At 76.8% G+C, this 23689-nt stretch carries 24 protein-coding genes; 10 read left to right on the top strand and 14 right to left on the bottom strand.

From position 1 onward, the window contains the following. Positions 1 to 151: 151 nt before the first annotated feature. Genes xerC through lptM form a run of 5 tightly spaced genes read right to left on the bottom strand, consistent with a single transcriptional unit; the run spans position 152 to position 3963 of the window. Positions 152 to 1057, bottom strand: a complete 906-nt coding sequence (gene xerC, locus EDC57_RS01515) for a tyrosine recombinase XerC (protein ID WP_123399550.1) — start codon at positions 1055 to 1057, stop codon at positions 152 to 154. A 9-nt stretch (positions 1058 to 1066) separates the two neighbouring features. Continuing rightward, the gene (locus EDC57_RS01510) at positions 1067 to 1771 is read right to left on the bottom strand and encodes a DUF484 family protein (RefSeq protein WP_123399548.1); all 705 of its coding nucleotides are present in this window, start codon (positions 1769 to 1771) and stop codon (positions 1067 to 1069) included. Further along, complete coding sequence (dapF, locus tag EDC57_RS01505) at positions 1768 to 2577, bottom strand: diaminopimelate epimerase (protein ID WP_123400879.1); 810 nt, start codon at positions 2575 to 2577, stop codon at positions 1768 to 1770. The genes EDC57_RS01510 and dapF overlap by 4 nt, the downstream gene beginning before the upstream one ends. Before the next feature lie 19 nt (positions 2578 to 2596). Then, entirely contained in the window at positions 2597 to 3850 is a 1254-nt protein-coding gene (gene lysA / locus EDC57_RS01500; RefSeq protein ID WP_123399546.1) for a diaminopimelate decarboxylase, read from the bottom strand. A gap of 5 nt (positions 3851 to 3855) precedes the next feature. Next, on the bottom strand, positions 3856 to 3963 hold the full coding sequence (lptM, locus tag EDC57_RS01495) for an LPS translocon maturation chaperone LptM (protein WP_245995099.1): 108 nt from the start codon (positions 3961 to 3963) through the stop codon (positions 3856 to 3858). A 75-nt stretch (positions 3964 to 4038) separates the two neighbouring features. Here lptM and EDC57_RS01490 point away from each other — a divergent pair, with 75 nt between their 5' ends. Together EDC57_RS01490 and EDC57_RS01485 are read left to right on the top strand one after the other, a co-directional pair. Continuing rightward, positions 4039 to 5061: a c-type cytochrome gene (locus EDC57_RS01490; protein ID WP_123399542.1), complete on the top strand. Its 1023-nt coding sequence runs from the start codon at positions 4039 to 4041 to the stop codon at positions 5059 to 5061. Continuing rightward, a complete protein-coding gene (locus tag EDC57_RS01485) occupies positions 5058 to 5513 on the top strand; it encodes a DUF302 domain-containing protein (RefSeq protein WP_123399540.1) in 456 nt (151 codons plus the stop codon). Before EDC57_RS01490 ends, EDC57_RS01485 begins: the two co-directional genes overlap by 4 nt. 7 nt (positions 5514 to 5520) lie before the next feature. Here the strand turns inward: EDC57_RS01485 and EDC57_RS01480 are convergent, their stop codons facing one another. Further along, the gene (locus tag EDC57_RS01480; RefSeq protein ID WP_123399538.1) at positions 5521 to 8313 is read right to left on the bottom strand and encodes a class I adenylate cyclase; all 2793 of its coding nucleotides are present in this window, start codon (positions 8311 to 8313) and stop codon (positions 5521 to 5523) included. 120 nt (positions 8314 to 8433) lie between these two features. On the opposite strand from EDC57_RS01480, the gene EDC57_RS01475 reads away from it, so the two are divergent. Continuing rightward, positions 8434 to 8679: a hypothetical protein gene (locus tag EDC57_RS01475; protein ID WP_123399536.1), complete on the top strand. Its 246-nt coding sequence runs from the start codon at positions 8434 to 8436 to the stop codon at positions 8677 to 8679. Between the two features lie 15 nt (positions 8680 to 8694). On the opposite strand, the gene argH is transcribed toward EDC57_RS01475, so the two are convergent. Beyond that, positions 8695 to 10101, bottom strand: a complete 1407-nt coding sequence (gene argH, locus EDC57_RS01470; protein WP_123399534.1) for an argininosuccinate lyase — start codon at positions 10099 to 10101, stop codon at positions 8695 to 8697. A gap of 92 nt (positions 10102 to 10193) precedes the next feature. Between argH and EDC57_RS01465 the strand changes: the two genes are divergently transcribed. Both EDC57_RS01465 and EDC57_RS01460 read left to right on the top strand, forming a co-directional pair. Beyond that, a complete protein-coding gene (locus EDC57_RS01465; RefSeq protein ID WP_211331850.1) occupies positions 10194 to 11195 on the top strand; it encodes a sensor histidine kinase in 1002 nt (333 codons plus the stop codon). Further along, complete coding sequence (locus tag EDC57_RS01460; protein ID WP_123399532.1) at positions 11195 to 11944, top strand: LytR/AlgR family response regulator transcription factor; 750 nt, start codon at positions 11195 to 11197, stop codon at positions 11942 to 11944. Before EDC57_RS01465 ends, EDC57_RS01460 begins: the two co-directional genes overlap by 1 nt. On the opposite strand, the gene EDC57_RS01455 is transcribed toward EDC57_RS01460, so the two are convergent. Then, complete coding sequence (locus tag EDC57_RS01455) at positions 11935 to 12441, bottom strand: thioredoxin family protein (protein ID WP_170165004.1); 507 nt, start codon at positions 12439 to 12441, stop codon at positions 11935 to 11937. The genes EDC57_RS01460 and EDC57_RS01455 overlap by 10 nt on opposite strands. Positions 12442 to 12571: 130 nt before the next feature. On the opposite strand from EDC57_RS01455, the gene hemC reads away from it, so the two are divergent. Genes hemC through EDC57_RS01435 form a run of 4 tightly spaced genes read left to right on the top strand, consistent with a single transcriptional unit; the run spans position 12572 to position 16689 of the window. Further along, positions 12572 to 13534: a hydroxymethylbilane synthase gene (gene hemC / locus EDC57_RS01450; protein ID WP_123399528.1), complete on the top strand. Its 963-nt coding sequence runs from the start codon at positions 12572 to 12574 to the stop codon at positions 13532 to 13534. 3 nt (positions 13535 to 13537) lie between these two features. Next, positions 13538 to 14320, top strand: a complete 783-nt coding sequence (locus EDC57_RS01445; protein WP_123399526.1) for a uroporphyrinogen-III synthase — start codon at positions 13538 to 13540, stop codon at positions 14318 to 14320. After that, positions 14317 to 15471, top strand: coding sequence for a uroporphyrinogen-III C-methyltransferase (locus EDC57_RS01440; protein WP_123399524.1), 1155 nt, complete (start codon positions 14317 to 14319; stop codon positions 15469 to 15471). The genes EDC57_RS01445 and EDC57_RS01440 overlap by 4 nt, the downstream gene beginning before the upstream one ends. 3 nt (positions 15472 to 15474) lie before the next feature. After that, positions 15475 to 16689: a heme biosynthesis protein HemY gene (locus EDC57_RS01435; protein WP_123399522.1), complete on the top strand. Its 1215-nt coding sequence runs from the start codon at positions 15475 to 15477 to the stop codon at positions 16687 to 16689. A gap of 3 nt (positions 16690 to 16692) precedes the next feature. On the opposite strand, the gene EDC57_RS01430 is transcribed toward EDC57_RS01435, so the two are convergent. Next, entirely contained in the window at positions 16693 to 17718 is a 1026-nt protein-coding gene (locus EDC57_RS01430; RefSeq protein ID WP_123399520.1) for a CDP-6-deoxy-delta-3,4-glucoseen reductase, read from the bottom strand. A 45-nt stretch (positions 17719 to 17763) separates the two neighbouring features. On the opposite strand from EDC57_RS01430, the gene EDC57_RS01425 reads away from it, so the two are divergent. Beyond that, complete coding sequence (locus EDC57_RS01425) at positions 17764 to 18630, top strand: NAD-dependent epimerase/dehydratase family protein (protein ID WP_123399518.1); 867 nt, start codon at positions 17764 to 17766, stop codon at positions 18628 to 18630. Here EDC57_RS01425 and EDC57_RS01420 read toward each other — a convergent pair. Genes EDC57_RS01420 through EDC57_RS01400 form a run of 5 tightly spaced genes read right to left on the bottom strand, consistent with a single transcriptional unit; the run spans position 18579 to position 23640 of the window. Continuing rightward, positions 18579 to 19304 carry an HD-GYP domain-containing protein gene (locus EDC57_RS01420; RefSeq protein ID WP_211331849.1) on the bottom strand — a complete coding sequence of 242 codons (726 nt, stop codon included), beginning with the start codon at positions 19302 to 19304 and terminating at the stop codon, positions 18579 to 18581. The two genes, EDC57_RS01425 and EDC57_RS01420, sit on opposite strands and share 52 nt — an antisense overlap. A 1-nt stretch (position 19305) precedes the next feature. Continuing rightward, a complete protein-coding gene (gene ccmI / locus EDC57_RS01415) occupies positions 19306 to 20145 on the bottom strand; it encodes a c-type cytochrome biogenesis protein CcmI (RefSeq protein WP_123399517.1) in 840 nt (279 codons plus the stop codon). Beyond that, positions 20142 to 20639, bottom strand: coding sequence for a cytochrome c-type biogenesis protein (locus EDC57_RS01410; RefSeq protein ID WP_123399514.1), 498 nt, complete (start codon positions 20637 to 20639; stop codon positions 20142 to 20144). The genes ccmI and EDC57_RS01410 overlap by 4 nt, the downstream gene beginning before the upstream one ends. Further along, positions 20636 to 22600 (bottom strand): heme lyase CcmF/NrfE family subunit, encoded by a 1965-nt coding sequence (locus tag EDC57_RS01405; RefSeq protein WP_123399512.1) that lies wholly within the window; start codon positions 22598 to 22600, stop codon positions 20636 to 20638. The genes EDC57_RS01410 and EDC57_RS01405 overlap by 4 nt, the downstream gene beginning before the upstream one ends. Continuing rightward, on the bottom strand, positions 22597 to 23640 hold the full coding sequence (locus EDC57_RS01400; RefSeq protein ID WP_148051413.1) for a YncE family protein: 1044 nt from the start codon (positions 23638 to 23640) through the stop codon (positions 22597 to 22599). Before EDC57_RS01400 ends, EDC57_RS01405 begins: the two co-directional genes overlap by 4 nt. Positions 23641 to 23689: the final 49 nt, after the last annotated feature.

The following is a 23689-nucleotide window of genomic DNA, read 5'->3' as shown; positions in this document are numbered from 1 at the left end:
GCAGACCCCCACCGCCGACGCCCCGACGACGGCGCTCCGCGGCGCTCCCCGCTTCCGGCGCTTCGCGCCCACGTGTCCGCGCCGCGCCTGCGCCTCGACCGCCTCACCGGCCCCGCCCCCTGAGGCCTCCCCGCAGACCCCACCGCCGGGGTCAGCGGCGGCCCCTGCGGGCGCGGGGATGGGCCTGATCGTAGACGCGGGCGAGATGCTGCAGGTCGAGGTGGGTGTAGACCTCGGTGGTGGCGATGTGGGCGTGGCCCAGCAGCTCCTGCACCGCGCGCAGGTCGCCGCTGGACTCCAGGAGATGGGTCGCGAAGGCGTGGCGCAGGAGGTGGGGATGGACGCGGCGGCCGAGCCCGGCGGCGAGCCCCCAGTGGCGCACCCGCGCCTGGATCGCACGCGCGCTCAGGCGCCGCCCGCGCCGGGAGACGAAGAGCGCACGCTCGTCCGGCGCGGCGAGCCCGGGGCGCACCGCGAGCCAGGCGGCGAGGGCGTCGCGGGCGCGGCGGCCCACCGGCACCTCGCGCTCGCGCCCGCCCTTGCCCCGCACGCGCACCGTGCCCGCGCCGAGATCCGGCCCGTCGGCGTCGAGGGCGGCGAGCTCGCCGAGGCGCAGGCCCGACGAGTAGAAGAGCTCCAGGAGGGCGCGGTCGCGCCGCCCCAGGGGGTCGTCCCCCGGCGCCTCCACCAGCGCCGCCGCCTCCTCCACCGAGAGGGTCTCCGGCAGCCGGCGCGGGGCGCGCGGGGCGGAGACCTCGGCCGCGGGGTCGAGCCGCGCCCGCCCCTCGCGGAGCAGATAGCGGTAGAAGCCGCGCACGGCGCTGAGGGTGCGGGCGATGCTGCGCGGCGAGGCGCCGCGGCGGCGGCGCTCGGCGGCGAAGGCCCGCACCGCCCACGGCCGCAGGGCCTCCCAGGCGGCGATCCCCTGGCGGCGGCAGAAGGCGGCGAGGGCCTCGAGATCGCGCCGGTAGGCGGCGACGGTGTGCGGCGAGAGGCGCCGCTCGCTCGCGAGGTGCCGCAGGAAGGCCTCGACCGCCCCGGGATCGGGCCCGGACACCGCCGCGCCTCAGCCCCCGAGGCGCCCGCCCAGGGCGTGGGCGACGAGCTCCCCCATGTGGCCGAGGAAGAGGGTGCCCATGCCCTGCAGGAAGCGCTCGGGCTCGCGGCTGCCGATGGCGAGGATCCCCTGCACGCGCCCGGCGCACAGGGGCACGAGGGCGGCGGAGGCGACCTCCCCCGCCGCCTCGGCGAAGAGGAACTCCAGCTGCTCGCGCGTGAGCCGCCCGCACAGTGGCTTGCCGAGGCCGAGGAAGTTGCCGAAGCGGCGCTCGAGCTCGGGGTCGTCGCGGGCCACCGCGCGCGCCCCGTCGGGCAGGGCCGCGGCGTCGGCGTCGAAGAGCACCAGCGCCACGGCGTCGGCGTGGAAGGTCCCCATCATGTGCTCGCGCACGGTGGCCACCACGTCCTCGGCCCCGCCGGCGTCCATGAGCGCCAGCGCCAGGCGGTGCAGCCGCTCGTGCAGCCGGTCGTTGTCGCGCGCGACCTCGATCAGCTCGGTGAGCTTGCGGCGCAGCCCCTGGTTCTGCTCGCGCAGGACCTGGACCTGGCGCTCGATGAGGGAGACCGCGGCCCCGCACTCGTGGCGCAGCCGCATCGCCGCGAGCAGGGCCTTGTGGCGCTCGAAGAAGTCCGGATGGGCCGAGAGATAGCGGGCGACCAGGGCCTCGGTGGCCGCGTCCTCGTCGAGACCGCTCTGCCGCTGGCTGCTCATGTCCGGATCCGTCCCTCGAAGACCCGCTCGGCGGGTCCGGTCATCCACACCGGCTCGCCCTCGCCGGGCCAATGTATCACAAGGTCCCCGCCGCGCAGGTGCACCCGCACCCGCGGCCCGAGCCGCCCGGCGAGCCGCCCCCACACCACCGCGGCACAGGCGCCGCTGCCGCAGGCCTCGGTCTCGCCGGCGCCGCGCTCGTAGACCCGGAGGCGGACCGCCTCCGGGGAGAGGACCTGGAGGAAGCCGACGTTGACCCCGGCGGGGAAGGCCGGATGGCGCTGCAGCGCAGGCCCCAGGCGCCCCACCGGCGCCGCCGCCACGTCCGCCACCTCGAGCACGGCGTGGGGGTTGCCCATGGAGACCGCCCCCACCTCCACGCGCTCGCCCTCCACCTCCAGGGGATAGCGCAGGGCGCGCGCGGGCGCGTCGATGGGGATCTCGGCCGGCTCGAGCCGCGGCGGCCCCATGTCGACGCGGACCTGGCCGTCGGGCTCGAGGAAGAGGCCGACGAGACCGCCGCGGGTCTCCACCACCAGCCGCGGCGCCTGCCACAGGCCCTCGTCCACCACGAAGCGGGCGAGGCAGCGGGCGCCGTTGCCGCACTGCTCCACCTCGCCGCCGTCGGCGTTGAAGATGCGGTAGCGGAAGTCGGCCCGCGGGTCCGCCGCCGGCTCCACCAGCAGCACCTGGTCGCAGCCGATGCCGCGGCGGCGGTCGGCGAGCCGGCGCGCCAGCTCCGGCGTCATCTCCACCCGCTGGCGCACGGCGTCGATGACGACGAAGTCGTTGCCGAGCCCGTGCATCTTGACGAAGCGCACCGCCCTACCCCCGCGGCAGCGTCCGCTCGCCCGCCCACAGCGCCTCCACCGGCTCGCGCTCGCGCACGACGTGGAAGCGCCCGCCGTCCACCATGACCTCGGCCGGGCGCGGGCGGCCGTTGTAGTTGGAGGCCATGACGAAGCCGTAGGCCCCGGCCGAGCGCACCGCGAGGAGATCGCCCTCGGCGGCGGCGAGGCGCCGCCCGCGGCCGAGGAAGTCGCCGCTCTCGCACACCGGCCCCGCGACGTCGCACAGCACCGGCTCGGCGTCCGGGCGCAGGCGCACGGGGACGATCTCGTGCCAGGCATCGTAGAGGGCCGGACGGATGAGCTCGGTCATGGCGGCATCGACGATGAGATAGCGCCGCCCCCCCTGCTCCTTGACGTACTCGACCCGGGTCAGGAGCACGCCGGCGTTGCCGGCGATGGCGCGCCCGGGCTCGAGGATGACCGCGTAGTCGCGCCCGGCGAGGAGCTGGCGCAGGGCCGAGGCGTACTGGGCCGGCTCCGGCGGGCGCTCGTCGCGGTAGGGGATGCCGAGGCCGCCGCCGAGGTCGAGGTGGCGGATGGGGATGCCCTCGGCGCGCAGCGCATCGGCGAGCGCGAGCACGCGCTCCGCGGCCTCGAGGAAGGGCGCCAGGGTCGTGAGCTGGGAGCCGATGTGGCAGTCGATGCCGGTGACCTCGATCCCCGCCATGTCCATGGCGCGGCGGTAGAGGGCCGGGGCCTCGGCGGCGGGGATGCCGAACTTGCTCTCGCGCAGGCCGGTGGCGATGTAGGGGTGGGTGCGCGGGTCGACGTCGGGATTGACGCGCAGGCTCACCGGCGCGCGCACGCCGAGCGCCCGCGCCACGCGGTCCAGCCGCTCGAGCTCGGCCGCCGACTCGACATTGAAGCAGCGGATGCCCGCCTCCAGCGCCCGCCGCATCTCCGCCTCGCCCTTGCCCACGCCGGAGAAGACCACCCGCGCCGGATCGCCGCGGGCGGCCAGGACGCGGGCGAGCTCACCCCCGGAGACGATGTCGAAGCCCGCGCCGAGGCGGGCCAGCACGTCCAGCACCGCGAGGTTGCCGTTGGCCTTGACCGCGTAGCAGACGAGATGATCGAGCCCGGCCAGGGCCTCGTCGAAGGCGCGGTAGTGCCGCTCGAGGGTGGCGCGGGCGTAGACGAAGCAGGGCGTGCCGCAGGCCTCGGCGATGGCCTCGAGGGGGACGTCCTCGGCGTGCAGCCGCCCGTCGCGGTAGTGGAAGTGGTCCATCTGGCTCAGCCGCCCGCGCCCTGCGCCGGCTCCTCCGGGATGTAGAGCGGCCCCTTCTGGCCGCAGCCGCCGAGGAGCAGCGCGGCGAGCAGCAGCCCGGCAAGCGCCCGCATCCGCATCGGCCCTCCGCTACAATCGAGCGCCGGAGTATAGCAGCGGCGGGGCAGGCCCCGCCGCGGGGAGGTTCGATGCGCACAGCCCCGGCCCTGGGGGCGGTCCTGCTCCTCGCGGCCGCGGCGGCCGCCGCGGCCCCGGACGGCGCCGCCCTCTACGGACGCCACTGCGCCGCCTGCCACGGCGACGACGGCAGCGGCGGGGTGGGCGTGCCGCTGGCCCTGCCGGACTTCCTCGCCACCATGACCGACCGCTACCTCGCCGAGACCGTCCGTCGCGGCCGCCCCGGCCGGGTGATGCCCGCCTTCCCGGAGCTGAGCGAGGAGGAGGTGGCGGCCATCGTCGCCCACGTCCGCCGCCTCGGCGGCGTGCCGGCACCGCGGTATGCGCCGCGCCCGGCGCGGGGGGACGCCGCCCGCGGCGCCCGTCTCTACGCCCGCCACGGCGCCGCCGGGGAGGGCGGCCGGGGCACCGGGGTCGCCTTCGCCCGCCCGCGCGACCTTCCGGTGGTGCCGCCCGCGCTGGCCAATCCGGGCTTTGCCGCCAGCGTCTCCGACGAGGAGCTGCGCGCCACCCTCCTGCGCGGGCGGCGCGGCACGCCCATGCCCGCCGCCGCGGACCTGGGCCTGAGCGGCGAGGACGTGGAGGATCTGGTGGCCCATCTGCGCCGCCTGGGCTCGGCGGCGGCGCCGCGCGCGGCGGGACGCGACGAGCCTGCGCTGCTGGAGGCGGAGTCGGCGATCGGGCTGGAGGAGACCGTGGAGGCGGTCAAGCGCGCCGTGGTGGGACAGAACTTCCGCCTGATCCGCGTCCAGTATCTGGACCAGGGCCTCGTGCCGGAAGGCACCGAAGACCGCCGCCGCGTCATCGTCTACTTCTGCAACTTCGCCTTTCTCTACGAGGCCCTCGCCATCGACCCGCGGGTGGGGCTGTTCCTGCCCTGCCGCGTCACCGTGGTCGCGGACGGGGACCGGGTCCGCGTCATGGCCGTCAACCCCAAGCGCCTCAGCGTGCTGTTCAACAACGCCGAGCTCGATGCGGCCTGCGCGCGCATGGCGGAGATCTACCGCGCGATCCTCGAGGAGGCGACCCTGTGACGCCCCGCACCACGCCCTGGCTGCTCGCGGCGCTCCTCTTCTTCACCACCGCCGCCGCGCGCGCGGCGGATCTGCTGATGGTGCGCTCGCCGGAGCCCTTCCCCGAGGCCATGGCGACCCTCCAGGAGGCCATCCGCGAGGCCGGCTACACCGTCTCGCGGGTGCAGCGGGTGGATGTGGGCCTGGCCGCCATGGGCTATCGCAGCGACAAGTACCGGGTGGTCTTCTTCGGCCGCGCCGGGGAGGTGGACCGGCTGGCCGAGCATCACCCGCAGCTCATCCCCTTCCTGCCCCTCAAGATCGCCCTCTTCGCCCAGGGCGAGGAGACCCTGGCGGTAGCCCTCGACCCGCGCCGGCTCGCCGGCTTCTTCGACGATCCCGCGCTGGCGCCGGTGCTGCAGCGCTGGGCCGCCGATCTCGAGCGCATCCTCGCCCGCGTGCGCGCCCCCTGAAGCCGCCTCAGCCGCCCTCCGGGGCGGCGTTGAGCCGGGCCTCGATGGCCTTCTTGTAGGCCAGGTAGCGGATGGTCTGGAGCTGCGGCTCGCCGCCGGCGTCCGGGCGCAGGCGGGAGATGTCGAGATCGGTGATGTAGACCGGATAGCGGGCGCCGCTGGGGCGGCGGGCGAGCACGTGCCGCCTCACCGCGGCGAAGAGGGCCTCGCCGTGCTCCAGGGTCGTGAACTCGCGCTCGCCGCAGTAGATGCGATAGCCCACGCGCCCGTCGGCCTCCTCCTCCACCAGGACCTGGACGCTGTAGTAGCCCCCGGCGTCCCCGGGCTCGAGCACCACCGGCTCGGCGCGCCAGCCGCCGGGGCCCGGGCGCAGGCGCGCATAGCCCACCGCCGCCGCCGCGTGCGGCGCGAGCAGGGCGCGGCGGCGCGCCACCGCCTCGAGGAAGCGCTGGAGCTGGCGCAGCAGGATCTCGGGGTCGCGCCCCTCGTAGCGCTCGTGGAAGAGGGAGCCGCGCTCGTCGACGACGTAGAGCCCCACGGCCCCGCCCTCGGCCTCGTAGAGGACCTGGATGCGCCCCGGCCGGGCCGCGGCCAGCACCGCCGGCAGCGGCGTCCCGGCGAGCGCGAGGCGGTCCAGGGCGACGCCGCGGAAGCGCGGCTGGGGCGCCGCGAGGGCCTCCAGCAGGGCCTCGGTGTCGGCCAGGATCCGCCCGCGCACGCCCTCCGGGCCCGCCTCCAGCAGGCAACAGCGACCGTCGGCCTCGAACACGAAGCGGCCGGCCCCGCCGGGCCCCAGGGCCGCGGCGGCGGCGGTGAAGAGCGCCTCGACGCGGGCGGCGATGGCCCCGCCCCGGCCGGGGGTGAAGCAGGCCGCCGCGGGCCGCGGCGGCACCCCGCCGGCGGCCCAGCGCAGGTGGTCGGCGAGCGCCGCCAGCAGCCCTTCCAGCCCGTCGTAGCGGTGGGTCAGCACCTCGCCCCAGCTGTTGCGCACCAGCAGGTCGAGGGTGCGCACCAGGTTGCGCCGGGCGCCGCCGTACTGCAGCGGGTCGGTGCGGTCGCTGACCAGCTGGCGGCCGGCACGGGTGAGCGGCGCCATGGGGTCGACGCCGAGGTTGACGAAGACCAGCAGCTGCTCGGCCACCGCCGCCCGCCCGAGGCGCTCCACCGGCGGGTCGCCGAGGGCGCTGCGGGGCAGCGCGGCGGCGAGGCGGTCGAGGACGGCGCGCACCTCGGCGCTGCCGACGCCGCCGGGGTGGGCGTGGAGGTGGATGCGGGTCCCCGGCCGCACGAGCCCGTTGAGGTGGCACCAGGCGAGCAGCTCGAGCAGCTGCGGCGCGCGCTTGAGGGGGGGCTGGCGGGCGCCGTCCTCGGGCGCCACGGCACCGCGGAACAGCAGCCAGCCCCGCCGCGCCCCGGCGCCGCGCACCTCGTGCAGCGACAGCGCCTCCTCGCTGAGGTCGGCCGAGATCCCGGGATTGACCAGCTCCACCTTGCCGGCACGGCGCTCGAAGGCGGCGTGGAGCTTGCGGCCGAGCAGCTCCAGGTCCTCCGCGGTGGCGGTGACGGCGGCGGCCTGCTCCGCCGCGGCGCGGGCGAGCGCCCGGTAGGCGCGGGTGAGCTCCCCCACCAGCAGCCGCCGCTCCTCCAGGACGCGGTGGATCTTCCAGCGCGGGCGGGCATCCAGGAGCACCAGCTGCGGCTCGTCCCAGCCCCAGCGGGCGACGAGCTCGGCGAGGAGCCGCCGCCGCCAGGGCCGCTCGGCGCCGCTGCGGCTGAGCGGCTCGCCCACCTTGAAGTAGAGGCAGCGCCGCGCCAGCTCCAGCCGCTCGAGCTCCCCCCGCGCCACCAGGTGCTCCTCGACCCGGTTGATCATCATGACGTAGGGATCGACGGCGTCGACCCCGGTCTCGCCCCCGTACACCGCCGCCTTGAAGCGCCGGGCGAGGGTGTCGCCCGCGGGCCCCTCCGCGTAGGCCTCCAGCAGCTGCAGCTTGAGCACCGACTTGTAGGGCGAGGCGATGGCCTTGTAGAGGTGCCAGAGGGCGGCGCCCACGAACTCCCCCGCGGGGATCGCCCACAGGGGCCCGAAGTCGATGCAGTCGCGGTCGGCGACGATGCCGGCCCGCGCCAGCCGGTGCGTCCAGGCCTCGTAGTCGGCGTCCGCCTCCGGCGGGACCAGCCACCACAGCGGATGCTGGCCGGCGAGCAGCAGCCCCGAGCGGTAGAACTCGTCCCGCAGCAGGTTGTGCTGGGTGCTGCCGCTGCTCTCCCGCGACAGCGGCGCGTGGCGCCCGGCGCGGAACTCCGCCGGGTCGATCAGGAAGCAGTGGACCTCGAGCCCGAGGCCCGCGGCCCAGCGCTCGACGGCGTCGCAGCGCGCGCGCAGGGCGGCGCGCGCCTCGGCGCCGAGCGCGCTGCGGTGGCAGACCCAGAGATCGAAGTCGCTGCGGTCGGTGTGGGCGACGGTGCCGGCCGAACCGATGAGATAGAGGCCGTGCAGGTCGTAGCGGGCGAGCGCGCGGCGCCGGTAGCGGAAACCCTCGGCGAGGGCCTCTGCGGCGGCCACCGCGGCGCGGGGCGGACGGTAGTCGACGATGCCGAAGGGGACGCCGTCGCCCACGTGCCCGGGCAGGGCCTCGTGGACGGCGTGGAAGAGCAGCGGCAGGACGTCGAGGAAGACCCGCTGGCGCGGCGGCAGGGCGTCGCGGGTGCGCCGCAGGCGCTCGCGGTTGATGCCGTAGAAGCGGCGCCGCAGCTGCTGCAGCGTCCCGAGGTCGATGCCGCCGGTCGCCGTCGCCATCCGCCCCTCCGTGCCGCCACCGCGACCATGCTAGCGCAGCCGCCGCCCCCGCGCTTGCCCGTGGCGGCCTGCACCGTACAATGGCGGCCCGCATCCACGGCCAGGGCCGAGGGAGGAGCCATGCGCGATCCGTTCCGTCCGCCGCAGGTGGGCGCGCCCGATCCGGAGCTGAGGAACTCGCCCATCATCGAGGACACCGCGGAGGACTTCGAGGTGGTGGGGCAGGAGCTGGACGAGCTGCCCGTCTGCTACTTCAACGGCGTCGCCTATCGCCACGGCCAGTTCGTGTGCAGCGGCACGGAGCTGCTGCGCTGCATGCGCGGCTCCTGGATCCGCGCCGGCTCCTGCGACCCCGACAACCCCTGAGCGCGCGGGCGGCGCTCAGCCGCGGCGGCGCGCCGCCAGCCAGGCGCGGGCACGGGCGCAGGCGGCGCGCACCTGGGCCGGTGCGGTGCCGCCGATGTGGTCCCGCGCCGCCACCGCGCCGTCCAGGGTGAGGACCTCGCGCACGTCCTCGTCGATGGCCTCGGAGAAGCCGCGCAGGGTCTCCAGCGGGAGGTCGGCGAGATCGCAGCCCTCGGCCTGGGCGTGGCGCACCGCGCGGCCGACGATCTCGTGGGCGTCGCGGAAGGGCACCCCCTTGCGCACCAGATAGTCGGCGAGGTCGGTGGCGGTGGCGAAGCCCTCGCGCGCCGCCGCCCGCATGCGCCCGCGGTCGGGCTCGAGGGCGGGGACGAGGTCGGCGAAGGCCCGCACCGAGCCGAGGACCTGGTCGACGGTGTCGAAGACCGGCTCCTTGTCCTCCTGGTTGTCCTTGTTGTAGGCGAGGGGCTGGCCCTTCATGAGGGTGAGCAGCGCCACCAGATGCCCCTGCACGCGGCCGCACTTGCCCCGCACCAGCTCGGGCACGTCCGGGTTCTTCTTCTGCGGCATGATGGAGGAGCCGGTGCAGAAGCGGTCGGGCAGCCGGACGAAGCCGATGTGGGGCGAGGCCCACAGCACCAGCTCCTCGGCCATGCGCGACAGGTGCACCATGAGCAGGGCGCAGCAGGAGACGAACTCGATGGCGAAGTCGCGGTCGCTGACGGCGTCGAGGGAGTTCTCGCAGACGCCGTCGAAGCCCAGCAGGCCGGCGGTGTAGGCGCGGTCGATGGGGAAGGTGGTGCCGGCGAGCGCCGCCGCCCCCAGCGGCATGACGTTGACCCGCCGGCGGCAGTCGGCGAGGCGGTCGCGGTCGCGGCGCAGCATCTCGAACCAGGCCATGAGGTGATGGCCGAAGGTCACCGGCTGCGCCACCTGCAGATGGGTGTAGCCGGGCATGACGGTGTCGGCCTCGCGCTCGGCGAGCGCCACCAGCCCCTCCTGCAGGCGGCCGATCTCGGCGTCGATGGCGTCGATCTGCTCGCGCAGCCACAGCCGCAGGTCGGTGGCCACCTGGTCGTTGCGCGAGCGCCCCGTGTGCAGCCGCTTGCCCGCCTCACCGATGCGCTCGGTCAGGCGCGCCTCGATGTTCATGTGCACGTCCTCGAGGGCCACCGACCACGTGAAGCGCCCGGCCTCGATCTCGGCCCGCAGGGCCTCGAGCCCCCGGACGATGGCCTCGGCGTCGGCCTCGCCGAGGACCCCGGCCCGCGCCAGCATGCGGGCGTGGGCGATGGAGCCGGCGATGTCGTGGGCGTAGAGCCGGCGGTCGAAGTCCACCGAGGCGGTGAAGGCCTCCACGAAGGCGTCGGTGGCCTCCTCGAAGCGTCCGCCCCAGGGCTTGCGCGTTCCGTTATCCTTGGCCATGAGAGCCATCCCCCGAGCCGCAGGAAGGACGGCGCAGTATACGGTCACCGGCGGCGCCGGCGCGAGGCGGCGCCGCGTGCGGGAGGGCGACCTTGCACCCACGCGAGCGCGACGAGACCAGCTTCCTGCCCGACTTCTGCGCCGTGCGGGTGCTGCTGGCGCTGGTGCTGGCGGTGGAGCTGCTGGCGCTGGTCCTGGTGCTCGCGGCCCCGGCGCCGTCGTGGGGGCGGCTCGCCCTCGTTTCGCTCCTCGCCCAGTGGGTGGCGCTCGGCAGCGCCGCCCTGCTCTGCCCGCTGCGCCGCGCCCTCGGCGGGCGCCACCCCGGCGCCGTCGCGGCCGGCGCCCTCGCCGTCGTCGCGCTCGTCGCCGCCGCCAGCGCCGCCGCCGCCCAGGCCGCCGGCCTCGCCCCCGCAGGCCCGGCCCTCGTCGCCCGCGTCGCCGCCGTCGCCCTCATCGGCGCCGGCCTCGCCCTGCGCCACCTCTACGTGCAGCACCAGTGGCGCCGCCAGCTCGAGGCCGAGAGCGAGGCGCGGGTGGCCGCCCTGCGCGCCCGCATCCGCCCCCACTTCCTCTTCAACAGCATGAACACCATCGCCGCGCTCACCCGCAGCGATCCCGCGCGCGCCGAGGAGGCGGTGCAGGATCTTGCCGAGCTCTTCCGCGCCGCCCTCGAGGACGGACGCGAGCACGCCAGCCTCGGCGAGGAGGTGGCGCTCGCGCGCCGCTATCTCGACATCGAGGCCCTGCGGCTGGGGCCGCGGCTGCGCGTGCGCTGGGCGATCGAGCTCGGGACCGAGCGCTTCCGGCTCCCACCCCTGACCCTGCAGCCGCTGGTGGAGAACGCGGTCTACCACGGCATCGAGCCGCTCCCGGAGGGGGGCGAGGTCCTGGTGCAGGCGCGGCGGCAGGGGCGGGGGCTGCGCCTCGAGGTGCGCAACCCCCTGCCCGCCGACGCCCCGCCCCGGGCGGGCCACCGCATGGCCCTGGACAACGTCCGCCAGCGCCTCGCCGCCGCCTTCGGCCCGCGCGCGCGGCTCGAGGCGGGGCCGGAGGACGGCGGCTACCTCGTCTCCATCGAGGTGGAGGCGGACTGATGCGGATCCTCATCGTCGACGACGAGGCCCCGGCGCGCGAGCGCCTGCGCCGCCTCTGCGGCGAGATCCCCGGCTGCGCCGTGGTGGCGGAGGCCGCGGACGGCAGGACGGCGATCCGGCGCGTGGGCGAGCACGACCCCGACGTGGTCCTGATGGACATCCGCATGCCCGGCATGGACGGGCTCGAGGCGGCGCGCCACCTGGCGCTGCTCCCGGCGCCGCCGGCGGTGATCTTCGTCACCGCCTACGGCGACCACGCCCTGGCCGCGTTCGAGGCCCAGGCGGTGGACTATCTGCTCAAGCCCATCCGCCGCGAGCGCCTGGCCGCCGCCCTCGCCCGCGCCCAGCGCCCGACGCGGGCCCAGACCACGGCCCTCGCCGCCGCCGCGGCTCCGGCGCGGACCCATCTCGCGGCCCGCGTCCGCGGCGATCTGGTGCTGGTGCCGGTGGCGGAGGTGCGGCTGCTGCGGGCGGACCACAAGTACACCGAGGTGGTGCACCCGGGCGGCACGCTGCTCCTGGAGGAGTCGCTGAAGAGCCTCGAGCGCGAGCTGGGCGAGGCCTTCCTGCGCGTGCACCGGGCGGCGCTGGTGGGCATCGCCCACGTGCGCGCGCTCCACGCCGGCCCCGGCGGACTGCACCTGCGTCTCGACGGCCTCGAGGAGCCGGTGCCGGTCAGCCGCCGCCACGCCGCCGCGGTGCGCCGGCGGCTCAAGGCCCTGACCGCCGGCCGGCAGGCTCAGCAGTAGGCGGCCGCCTCGGCGCAGCCCGCGGCGAGGCGCTCGGCGATGCGGGCGCGGCCGCGCTCGATGGCCTTGTCCAGGTAGTAGGCGAACATCTCGCCGTTGTAGCCGAGGAGCGGCTCGCCCAGGGGCTCGCCGTCGGGCCCCAGGAGCAGCGTGGTCGGGGTGAGGGCGACGCGGTAGCGGGCGGCGATGGCGCGTGCCGGCACCCTGCGCCCCGCGGCGTCCACCACCGGGTCGCCCGAGGTGATGTCGATCTTGCGCAGCAGGATGCGGCCCTCGTACTCGCCGCTGAGCAGCATCGGCACCAGCTGCTCGGCCTCCAGGCGCATGCAGTAGACGCAGCCGGGGCTCGTGAAGACGAGGACCACGGGGGCGCCGAGGCGGCGGGCCTCGGCGAGGTCGGCGGCGAGATCCGCGAGCATAGCGACCCGGGGCGCGGCCGCCGCCGCCGCGGCCCAAAGCCCCGCCGCGAGCACCGCAAGGCGCATCCGACGGCCCATCTCCATCCTCCCGCCGCGCCTGCTTCGGGCGCGGTCTGCGTGCCCGGGCATTGTGCCCCGGTCGGCGCCTGCCGCCCATATCCCCGGCGTGATAGCATGGGCGGCCGCGCCGCCGCAAGGAGACCGCGCCGTGCCCGCGACCCTGCGCATCGCCACCCGCAAGAGCCCGCTCGCCCTCTGGCAGGCGGAGCACGTCGCCGCGCGCTTGCGCGCGGCCCATCCCGGGCTCGCGGTGGAGCTCGTCACCATGACCACCCAGGGCGACCGCATCCTCGACGCCCCGCTCGCCCGCATCGGCGGCAAGGGGCTGTTCGTGAAGGAGCTGGAGCGGGCGCTGCTGGACGGGCGGGCCGACATCGCCGTGCACTCCATGAAGGACGTCCCCGTGGAGCTGCCCGAGGGGCTCCACCTGCCGGTGATCCTCGAGCGCGAGGACCCGCGCGACGCCTTCGTCTCGCCCCGCTACGCCGATCTCGCCTCGCTGCCCCCCGGCGCGCGGGTCGGCACCTCGAGCCTGCGCCGGCAGGTGCAGCTTCGCGCCCGCCGCCCCGACCTCGTGGTGGAGAGCCTGCGCGGCAACGTGGGCACGCGGCTCGCCCGCCTCGACGCCGGCGACTTCGACGCCGCCATCCTCGCCTGCGCCGGGCTGCGCCGGCTCGGCCTCGCCGGGCGGATCCGCCGCCCCCTCACGGTGGAGGAGAGCCTGCCCGCCATCGGCCAGGGGGCCATCGGCATCGAGTGCCGCCGCGACGACGCGGCAACCCTCGCCCTCGTCTCGGTCCTCGACCACGGCCCCACCCACACCTGCCTCGCCGCCGAGCGCGCCCTCAACGCCGTCCTCGGCGGCGGCTGCCAGGTGCCCATCGGCGGCCACGCGGTGCTCGAGGGCGAGACCCTGCACCTGCGCGCCCTCGTCGGCCACCCGGACGGCGAGCCGGTGCTGCAGGACGCGATCCGCGGGCCGGCGGCGCAGGCCGAAGCCCTCGGCCGCGCCCTCGCCGAGCGGCTGCTCGCGGCCGGCGCCCGCGAGATCCTGGAGGCCGTCCACCGCGCCGGGCTGCCGGGGCATCCCCCGGACGGCGCCGCCGGCTGAGCCGTGGACGCGCCCCTGCCGCAGCTCGGCGGCGCCGGCGTCCTCGTCACCCGCCCCGCCCACCAGGCCGAGGGCCTGTGCCGGCTCATCGAGGCCGCGGGAGGGCAGGCCCTGCGCTACCCGGTGATCGCCATCGAGCCGCTGCCGGACGACGGCCTCCTCGCCGAGCGGCTGCGCGGGGCCGATCTCGCCGTCTTCGTCAGCGCCAACGCCGTGCGCGAGGCCCGCGCCCGCCTCGGCGCGGGCTTCCGCCGCCCGCCCGGACTGCGCGTGGCGGCGGTGGGCGAGGCGACGGCGCGGGCCCTGGCCGAGGCGGGCCTCGCGGCGGACGTGGTGCCGGCGCAGGGGGCGGACAGCGAGGCCCTGCTCGCCGAGCCGGCCCTGCAGGACGTGGCGGGGCGGCGCGTGCTCGTGGTGCGGGGCGAGGGCGGCCGCGAGCTCCTCGCCGAGACCCTGCGCCGGCGCGGGGCCGAGGTCGCCCACGTGGCGCTCTACCGCCGGGTGCGGCCGCCGCTGGGTCCCGAGCCCCTCCTGCGCTGGCGGCGGGCCGGCCTGCTCGACGTCGCCCTCGCCACCAGCGTCGAGGCCCTCGAGAACCTCGCGGCGATGGCGGGCGAGGTCCTGCCCCACCTGCAGCAGCGGCCGCTGGTGGCGGTGAGCGGGCGTGTGGTACAACGGGCCCGCGCCCTCGGCTTTGCGCGGCCGTGGTGCGCGGGCGGCGCCGGCGACCGCACGCTGCTGGAGGCGGTGGCCGCGGCCCTCGCCGCCGACGGGGAGCAGCCATGAACGACGAAGAACGCAGGCAGGACCAGGACAGGTCACCCGGGACGGACGCACCCGACGACACCGGGCCGCAGGGCCCGGAGGCGGACGGGTCGGCGGAGGGCGCGGGCGGCGAGGCGGCGCCTGCGCCGGCCGCGGAGGAGGGGGCGGGGCCGCGGGCGCGGCGCATCGCCCTTCTCGCCCTCGTCGTCGCCCTCTTCGCCCTCGCCGCGGCCCTCGCCGCCGGGGCCGGCGCCTACCTGCTCTGGCGGCAGGCGACGGTCGCGGTGGCCGAGACGCGCGCGGCGGCGCGCGGCGGACAGGAGCGGCTCGCGGCGACGCTGGCGAAGCTCGACGAGCGCGTGGCGCAGCTCGCGGCGGGGCTCGATGCCGCCCGCGCCGAGGACGCCGCCCTCGGCCAGCGCCTGCAGGCGCTGCGCGAGAGCGTGGCCGAGCTCGCCGCGCGCGAGCGGGGGCGGGACAACGCCTGGCTCGTGGCCGAGGCCGAGTATCTGCTGCGGGTGGCCAACCACCGGCTGCGCCTCGCCGGCGACCGCGCCGCCGCCCTCGCCGCCCTGCGCGCCGCCGACGGGCGCCTGCGCGAGGCGGCGGACCCCCGCCTGATCGAGGTGCGCGAGGCCGTCGCGCGCGAGATCGCGGCCCTCGAGGCGGTGGCGGTGCCGGACCTTGCGGGGCTCGCGGCGCGGATCTCGGCCCTCGAGGGCCTGGTCCCGCGGCTGCCCGTGCGCGGGGTGCGCCCGCCCCTCCGCCCGGCGGCGGGGGACGGTGCGGCGGACCGGCCGCCGGTGCGCGACCTCGGCGGCTTCCTGCGCGCGGTGTGGGCGGACGTGCGTGACCTGGTGCGGATCCGCCGCGACGCCGAGGCGGCCGAGCCGCTGCTGCCGCCGGACGCGGCCTACTTCCTGCGCGAGAACCTGCGCCTGAAGCTGGAGGGGGCGCGCCTTGCCCTGCTGCGCGGCGACGAGGCGGCCTACCGCGAGCTGCTGCGCACCGCGCGGGCCTGGCTGGAGCGGCACTTCGTCGCCGACGACACCGCGGTGGCGGCGGCGCTGGGCGAGCTCGAGGGGCTCGCCGCGGCCCCGGTCCGCCCGGCCTGGCCGGACATCTCGGGCTCGCTGCGTCTGCTCACGGCGCAGCGGGCGGCCGGAGGCTGAGCCGTGCGCCTCGTCCTCGGCCTCGTCGTCGTGGTGGTGCTCGCCGCCGCGGCCGCGGGCGTGCTGCTGCGCGAGCCGGGCTACCTGCTCCTGCGCTACGGCGCCTGGACGGTGGAGACCACGCCGGCGGTGGCGGTGGTGGCCCTGGCGCTGCTCTACGCCGCCGTCGCCGTCGTCTGGCGCCTCGTCCGCGGCACCCGCCGCCTGCCCCGCCGATTCGCCGCCTGGCGGCGCTCGGTCCGCCGCCGCCGCGCGCGGCGCGCCCTCGTGCAGGGCCTGGTGGAGCTCGCCGAGGGCCACTGGGACACCGCCGAGCGGCTGCTGCTGCAGGGGGTCGCGGACAGCGAGGCGCCGCTCCTGCACTACCTCGGGGCGGCCCGTGCGGCCCAGGCCCAGGGCGCCCGCGACCGGCGCGACCGCTACCTCAAGGCGGCGGGGGAGGCCCGGCCGGCGAGCCCACTCGCCGTGGCCCTGACCCAGGCCGAGCTGCAGCGCGCCGACGGCCAGCTGGAGCAGGCGCTGGCAAGCTACGTCCATGCCCGCCAGCTCGCGCCGCGCCATCCGCTGGTGCTGCGCCGCCTCGCCGAGCTCTACCGCGAGCTCGCCGACTGGGAGTCCCTGGTGCGGCTGCTGCGGGACCTGCGCCGCCACCGCGCCCTCGGGGACGAGGCGCTCTCGGCCCTCGAGCGCGAGGCCTGGCGGCGGCTGCTCGCGGCCTCGCCCGAGGCGTGGGCGCGCCTGCCGCGGGGCCTGCGCCAGGAGCCGGAACTGGTCGCCGCCCATGCCGAGGCGCTCCTCGCCGCCGGCCGCACCGCCGAGGCCGAGGCGGCCCTGCGGCGCGCCGCCTCGGGCCGCCCCGATCCGCGCCTGGCCGAGCTCTACGGCCGCCTCAGTGGCGAGGGGGCGGAGACGCGGCTGCGGACCCTCGAGCGCTGGCTCGGCTCCGCCCCCGAGGACCCGGTGCTGCTCCTCGCCGCCGGCCGCCAGGCCGCGGCGGCGCGGCTGTGGGGCAAGGCGCGCAGCTACCTGGAGGCGGCGGTGGCCCGTGGCGCCGGGGCCGAGGCGCGGCTGGAGCTCGCGGCGCTGCTGGAGGCGCTGGGCGAGACCGAGACCGCGCGCGAGCACTACCGGCGCGGCCTCGAGGAGCGCCTCGGCCACGGCCCGGCGCTGCCGGCGGCCCCCGCCCCGCGGCCGCTGCCCGCCGCCGACGCCGGCTGAGGCTCAGCCTCCCCGGGCGCCGTCGCGGGCGAACTCGAAGGCGTCGCTGTAGAGCCGCTCCGGCGGCAGCCGGTGGACCGGGAACAGCTTCGCCGCCGCATCCACCATCGCCGGCGGCCCCGCCACGTAGACCTCGAAGCCCGACAGATCCGGGTGGTCCTCCACCACGGCGTCCGTCACCAGCCCCGTGCGGCCGCGCCAGCCGTCCGCGGGCAGCGGATCGGACAGCACCGGCGTGAAGCTGAAGTGGGGGTGCTCGGCGGCCCAGCGCTCGGGCAGGTCCGCGAGATAGAGGCCGGCCCGGCTGCGCGCGCCCCAGTAGAGGCGGAGCGGGCGGCGCAGACCGACGTGGAAGGCGTGCTCGAGCATCGCCTTGAGGGGGGCGAACCCGGTCCCGCCCGCCACCAGCAGGGCCGGCAGGGCGCTGTCCTCGCGCAGGCCGAACCGCCCCAGGGGCAGCTCGATGCGCAGCAGGTCCTTGACCTTGAGCCCGCGGAAGACGTGGCTGGTGAAGTCGCCGCCCGGGACGTAGCGGATGTGCAGCTCGATGCGCTCGTCGCTGTGCGGCGCGTTGGCGATGGAGAAGGCGCGGCGCCGCCCGTCGGGCAGGACGACGTTGAGGTACTGCCCGGCGCGGTAGGGCACGCGCACGGTCTCGGGCAGCACCAGCCACAGGCGCATCACGTCGGGTGCGAGCAGCTCCAGGGCGTCGACCCGCGCCGGCACCACCTTGGGCGAGGCCGCATCGCCCGCCGGCCGCGGCACCTCGATGACGAGGTCGCTTGCCGGCACCGCCCGGCAGGCCAGCGCCAGCCCCTGCGCCCGCTCGGCGGGCGGGAGCGCCGCCGGCGTGCCGCCGGGGTAGGTCACCTCGCCCGCCACCACCCGCACCTTGCAGCTGCCGCAGGCGCCGTTGCGGCAGCCGTAGGGCAGCTCGACGCCGGCCCGCAGGGCGGCGTCGAGGAGCGCCTCGCCGGGGCCCGCCTCGAAGCCCCGGTCGTCCCCCTGGATGGTAACCTTGTACGTCATGGCCGACCCATGTCCCCTGTCCTCGAGAAAGGCGGCCATTCTGCCGTGAACCGCCCCGCCCTTCCAGCGTGCGACGTCCTCGTCGCCGGCTGCGGCGACGTGGGCACGCGTCTTGCGCGCGCCCTCGCCGCCGAGGGCCTGCGGGTGGCGGCCCTGACCCGCGGCCCCGCCCGCCACGCCGCCCTCGCCGCCCACGGGATCCCGGCCCTGGCGGCGGACCTCGACGCGGGGCTGCCGGCCCTGCCCGCCGCCGCGCGGGTCTACCACCTCGTGCCGCCCCCTGCCCGGGGCGAGGACGATCCGCGCCTGGCGCGCCTGCTCGCGGCCCTGCCGCGCCCGCCCGCACGCCTGGTCTATCTCGGCACCACCGGGGTCTACGGCGACCAGGGCGGGGCCTGGACCGACGAGGACACGCCGCCGCGGCCGGCGCGCCCCGCGGCCCGCCGCCGCCTCGCCGCGGAGGGGCGGGCGCAGGCGAGCGGCGCCGGTGCGGTGGTGGTGCTGCGCGTGGCGGGCATCTACGGCCCGGACCGGCTCCCGCGACGGCTCCTGGCCTCCGGGCTGGCCCTGCCCGAACCCGCCGAGGCCCCGTGGACCAACCGCATCCACGTCGACGATCTGGTGACGACGCTGCGCCGCGCCGGCGCCGACGACGCCCCGCCCGGCGTCTACGACGTCGCCGACGGCGACCCCCGGCGCATGACGGAATACCTCTGGGCGGTGGCGGACCACCTCGGCCTGCCCCGGCCCCCGACGCGGCCCCTCGCCGAGGTGCTGGCGACGGCGCCGCCCGCCCTCGCGGCCTATCTCGGCGAGTCGCGCCGCATCCGCGCCCGACGCCTGCGCGAGCGGCTCGGGGTTCACCCCCGCCCCTTCACCCTCGGCGGGGACCGCCCGCCGCCCCAGGGTTGAGGCGCCTCCGGGGGACGGGCGGCGCACGCCGCCTCCACCATCCCCGCCAGCGTCTCGCGCTCCTTCGTGAACAGCGCCACCGCCTCCGGATCGAAGGCGCGCCCGGCTTCGCGCGCGATCTCGCCGCAGGCGGCCTCGAAGTCGCGAGGCTGCCCGTAGGCACGGCGGCTCACCATCGCGTCGAGGGCGTCGATGACGGCGAACAGCCGTGCCCCGAGGGGGATCCCGGCCCCGCGCAACCCCCTCGGATAGCCTGCACCGTCCCAGCGTTCGTGATGGCACAGGACGAGCTCCGCCGCCGCCTCCATGCCCTGAATTCCGGCAAGCAGTCCCCAGCCGAGCTCCGGGTGACGACGCATGAGCCCCCACTCCTCCTCGTCGAGGGGTCCCGGCTTGCAGAGGACACGGTCGGGAATGCCGATCTTGCCCACGTCGTGGAGCAGGGCGCCGAAGTAGACCTGCCGCAAGGCGTCGGGATCGTCGAGGACGTGGCGCGCGAGCACCAGCGTGTGGCAGGCCACCCGCCGCGAGTGCAAGCCGGTGCCGTGCTCGCGCAGGTCGAGGGTGTCCGCGAGCCGCTCGGCAAAGAGCGCCAGGGCCTCCTCGACCGGGATCACGGCGCGGCGCAGGGTGCACGCATCGGCGCCGCAGGGGCAGGCTCCGTGCCGTCCCACGTCAGCCTCCCGGAGGGGTCCCCTGCGCCCCCGATCCCGCGGCCCCGCCCCGGCGCCGCTCCGCCTCGCGCAGCGAGGCCAGCAGCAGCGGGCGGTCCGGATGATCCTCCGGCAATCCGTCCAGGGCCTCCCGCCAGAGCCCGACCGCCGCGCCGTAGTCGCCGCGCTGGGCCAGTGCCATCCCCTTGAACCACAGCGCCCGCGGGTGCCCCGGCGCCGTGTCGAGGGCCTGTTCCACCAGCGCCAGGGCCTCGTCGCCGATGCGCCCGCCCGCCGCCATCGCCGTCGCCTCGGCCCGCGCCACCAGCAGCTCCGGCAGGGGTCCCGCCAGCCGCAGCGCCCGGGCGAAGGCCTCGGCCGCTTCGCGGTGGCGGCCGCGGGCCTGCTCCACCCGCCCCAGCACCGCCCAGGCGGCCGCGTCCTCGCCGCGAAGCGACAGCCGCGCCTGCAGCCGCGCCGCCACCGCATCGAGCCCCTGTCCGGTGCCGGCGACGGCGAACTCGGGCGCCCCCGTCCAGGCATAGACCCCGAGTCCGACGGCGAGACCCGCGGCCACGGCGAGCACCAGGACCGACCGACGCCGGCCCCCGCAACGCGCCTCGGCGATGCGGAGGTCGTCGAGGAGCTGGCGCTCGAGCTCGCGGCGCGCCGCCGTGAACGCGGCCTCGTCCATGCCGCCTTCCCGCCGCTCCCGCTCGAGCTCCGCGAGCCGCTGGCGGTGCACCGCCACCTGCAGGGCCTGCGGCGCCGTCCCCTCACCGGACCCGCGCCGCAGCGCCGAGGCCAGGATCAGGCCCGCCCCGAGCGCGAGGAGGGCCCCCATCAACAGGAAGGTCGTCACGATCGCTCCTCCCCTTGCGCCGCGCCCAGCAGCCGCTCGACCAGCTCCCGTTCGCGGGGACTGAGCTCCGGGACCTCCACCGCCTTCCGGGAGGCCCGCGTCAGGCGCAGCAGCAGCACCACCCCGACCAGGGCCAGCACGGCCGGGGCCGCCCACAGCGCCACCGTGCCGGGACGCAGCGGCGGGCGCAGGAGCACGAACTCGCCGTAGCGGGCGAGCATCCAGTCGACGATCTGCCGGTCGGTAGCGCCGGCGCGCAGCTGCTTGTAGATCTCGGCGCGGATGTCGCGCGCGAGATCGGCCCCGGACTCCGCCACGCTCTGGTTCTGGCACACAAGGCAGCGCAGGCTCCGCGCGAGCCGCCAGAAGCGCTCCGCCAGGACGGGATCGTCGAACGGGTAGAGGTCCCGGGCCGGCGCCGAGGTGCCGGCAAGGGGCACCGCGAGCACGAGGCCCGCCACCGCGCCCAGGACGAGACCGCGCAGGCCGTTCATGCCGCCCCCTCCTGCGCCGCCCACGCCGCCGGCGCGGCGACGCGCACGCGCCGGTAGCGGCGGTCGGCGATGGCGAGCACGCCTCCCAGCATCATCAGCAGGCCCCCGGTCCAGATCCAGCGCACGAACGGCTTGACGTAGACCCGCACCGCCCAGGCCCCGCCCTCCAGAGGCTCGCCCAGGGCCACGTACAGGTCGCGCAGGACCCCGACGCGGATGGCGGCCTCGGTCATGGGCTGGCCGGAGACCAGGTAGGTGCGCTTCTCCGGGCGCAGGCGCGCCACCTCGCGGCCGTCGCGCAGCACCTGCACCGGGAACACGACGCTGCGGTAGTTGGGCCCGCGCCCGGAGACCGGCTCGCCGAAGCGGAAGAGGTAGGCGCCCACGGCCACCTCGGCGCCCGGCTCGATGCGCACATCGCGCTCGACGCTGTAGCGGCTCGCCATCACCACCCCCACCACCAGCACCGCGAGACCGCCGTGCGCCACCACCATGCCCCACCGATGCGCAGGCACCGCCCGCAGCGCCCCCAGCGCCCCGCCCCGCCGGCCGAGCGCCTCCCGGCTCGCGAGGAGCAGCCACGCCGCCAGCGTCAGGCCGCCTGCCGTGGCCACGTCGGAGGCGCCGCCGACGACGGCGAAGGCGGCCGCCACACCCAGCGCCAACGCCGCCAGCGCGATCCACCGCAGGCTGCGCACCACCCGCACCGGGTCGTCCTGGCGCCACCGCAGGAGGGGACCGAGCCCGGTGAGGAAGAGCACGGGGACCATCAGCGGCACGAAGACGGCGTTGAAGTACGGCGGCCCGACCGAGATCTTGCCCCCGCCGAGCGCCTCCAGCACCAGCGGATAGGCCGTGCCCAGGAGCACCGTCAGGGTCACCACCACGAGGGCGACGTTGTTGAGCAGCAGCGCCGTCTCCCGCGAGCACAGGGCGAAGCCGCCGATGGCGCGCAGGGTCGGCGCGCGCAGGGCATAGAGGAGGAGCGCGCCGCCGACGGTGACCCCGAGCAGCAGCAGGATGAACAGGCCGCGGCCCGGGTCGCTGGCGAAGGCGTGGACCGAGGTCAGCACCCCGGAGCGCACCAGGAACGTCCCCAGCAGGCTCAACGAGAAGGTGAGGATGGCCAGGAACACGGTCCAGCCCTTGAACATCCCCCGCTTGTCGGTGACGGCGAGGGAGTGGATGAGCGCCGTCCCCGTCAGCCAGGGCATGAACGAGGCGTTCTCCACCGGGTCCCAGAACCACCAGCCGCCCCAGCCCAGCTCGTTGTAGGCCCACATGCTGCCGATGACGATGCCGGCGGTCAGCCACACCCACGCCGCCGTCGTCCACGGCCGCGACCAGCGCGCCCACGCCGCGTCCAGGCGCCCTCCGATCAGGGCCGCGATGGCGAAGGCGAAGGCCACCGAGAAGCCCACGTAGCCCATGTACAGGGTCGGGGGATGGAAGGCGAGACCCGGATCCTGCAGCAGCGGGTTGAGGTCGCGACCGTCGGCCGGCGGCCACAGCAGCCGCTCGAAGGGATTGGAGGTGAGCAGCAGGAAGCTCAGAAAGCCGACGGCGATCATCCCCATGATCGCCAGCACGCGGGCCATCATGGCTTCGGGCAGGGCGCGGCTGCGCAGCGCCACGGCCAGGCCCCAGGCCGACAGGGTCCAGACCCAGAACAGCATCGACCCCTCGTGGCCACCCCAGACCCCGGTGATGCGGTAGAGCAGGGGCAGGCGGGTGTTGGCGTTGGAGGCCACGTAGGCGACGCTGAAGTCGTTGGCGACGAAGGCCTGCGTGAGGGCCGCCAGCGACACGCTCAGGAGCAGGAACTGCGCCAGCGCCGCCGGCCGTGCCACCGCCAGCCAGGGTGCGATCCCCCGCGCCGCGCCCACGAGCGGCACCGCCGCCTGCACCAGCGCCACCCCGAGCGCGAGGGCGAGGGCGAGATGTCCGAGCTCCGGGATCATGGCACCAGCGCCATCTGATGGCCCACCGCCCCGAGCTGCAGGGTCGAGCGCACCGCGAGCGGGTCGGCGTCCACGAGCCACAGCCGCCCGTCGGCGCTGCTCGTCACCAGGATGCGGTTGTCCGGGGCGACGGTGACGTGATAGGGCCGCGGGGCGAGCGCGAGCGTGCGCATCGACCGCTCGTCCGGCCGCAGCGCGACGAGCTTGTCCTCGCCGTTCACGGCCACGAACACCTGCCGCCCGTCGGCGCTCAGGGCGAGCCCGTGGGGCGAGCGGCCCACCGCGTACCGCGCCGCCACCACGCCCGCCGGCAGATCGATCTCCACCACCTCGCCGGTTTCCGCGGCGACCACGAACAGGCGCCGCGCGTCGCGTGACAGGGCCATGTGTTCGGGGCCGCCCTCGACCACGATGTTGCGGCGGACGATCCAGCGCCCGGTGTCGATCTCGCTCACGGTACCGTTGCCCGTGTTGCTGACCCACACGCGCCCGCCATCGGCGCTCGCCACCGCGTAGTTGGGGGCCGGCCCGGTGGCCACCCGCGCCGCCATGCGCCCCGTCTGCAGGTCGACGACGCTGATCCCGCCGCCTGTCGGGTGCGTGGCCACCCCCCAGCGCCCGCCGGGCAGGGCGAGGACGTGGTGCACGGGACCGGCCACCGGCACCTGCCGCCGGATCGCGCCGGTGGCGACGTCGACGAGATAGACGAGGCCGGAAGCCGAGGCGTCGCCGCCGCCGCGGTGATGGGCCTCGTGCTCGCTCTGGGAGACGCCCGCGGGCCTGGCCGGCATGCCCGCCGGGGCCACCGTCTGGAAGCTGCCGGCGATGAGCACGCCCGCCTCGGGCGCGTATGCGAGCCCGTGACTGGCGACGACGCCGTCGATGGCGGCGGTGACCGCACCGCGGGCGAGATCCACCGCCACCAGGCGGTTGGCCTCCCCGGTGGGAACGTAGACCAAGGGTTCGGCGGAGGCCGCGGCGCCAAGGAAGGCGAGCACGGCCATCAGCCGGCGCAAGGGCCGGAAGGAAGGCGTGGACATGGACGAATCCTCCTCGCGGAAACGGGACGGGCCTGGGGCGCCGCGCGGG

Source organism: Inmirania thermothiophila, from assembly GCF_003751635.1.
In the GTDB taxonomy this organism is placed as follows: domain Bacteria; phylum Pseudomonadota; class Gammaproteobacteria; order DSM-100275; family DSM-100275; genus Inmirania; species Inmirania thermothiophila.
Note: the sequence above shows the minus strand (reverse complement) of the source record. Positions and strands in the feature narration are given on the sequence as shown.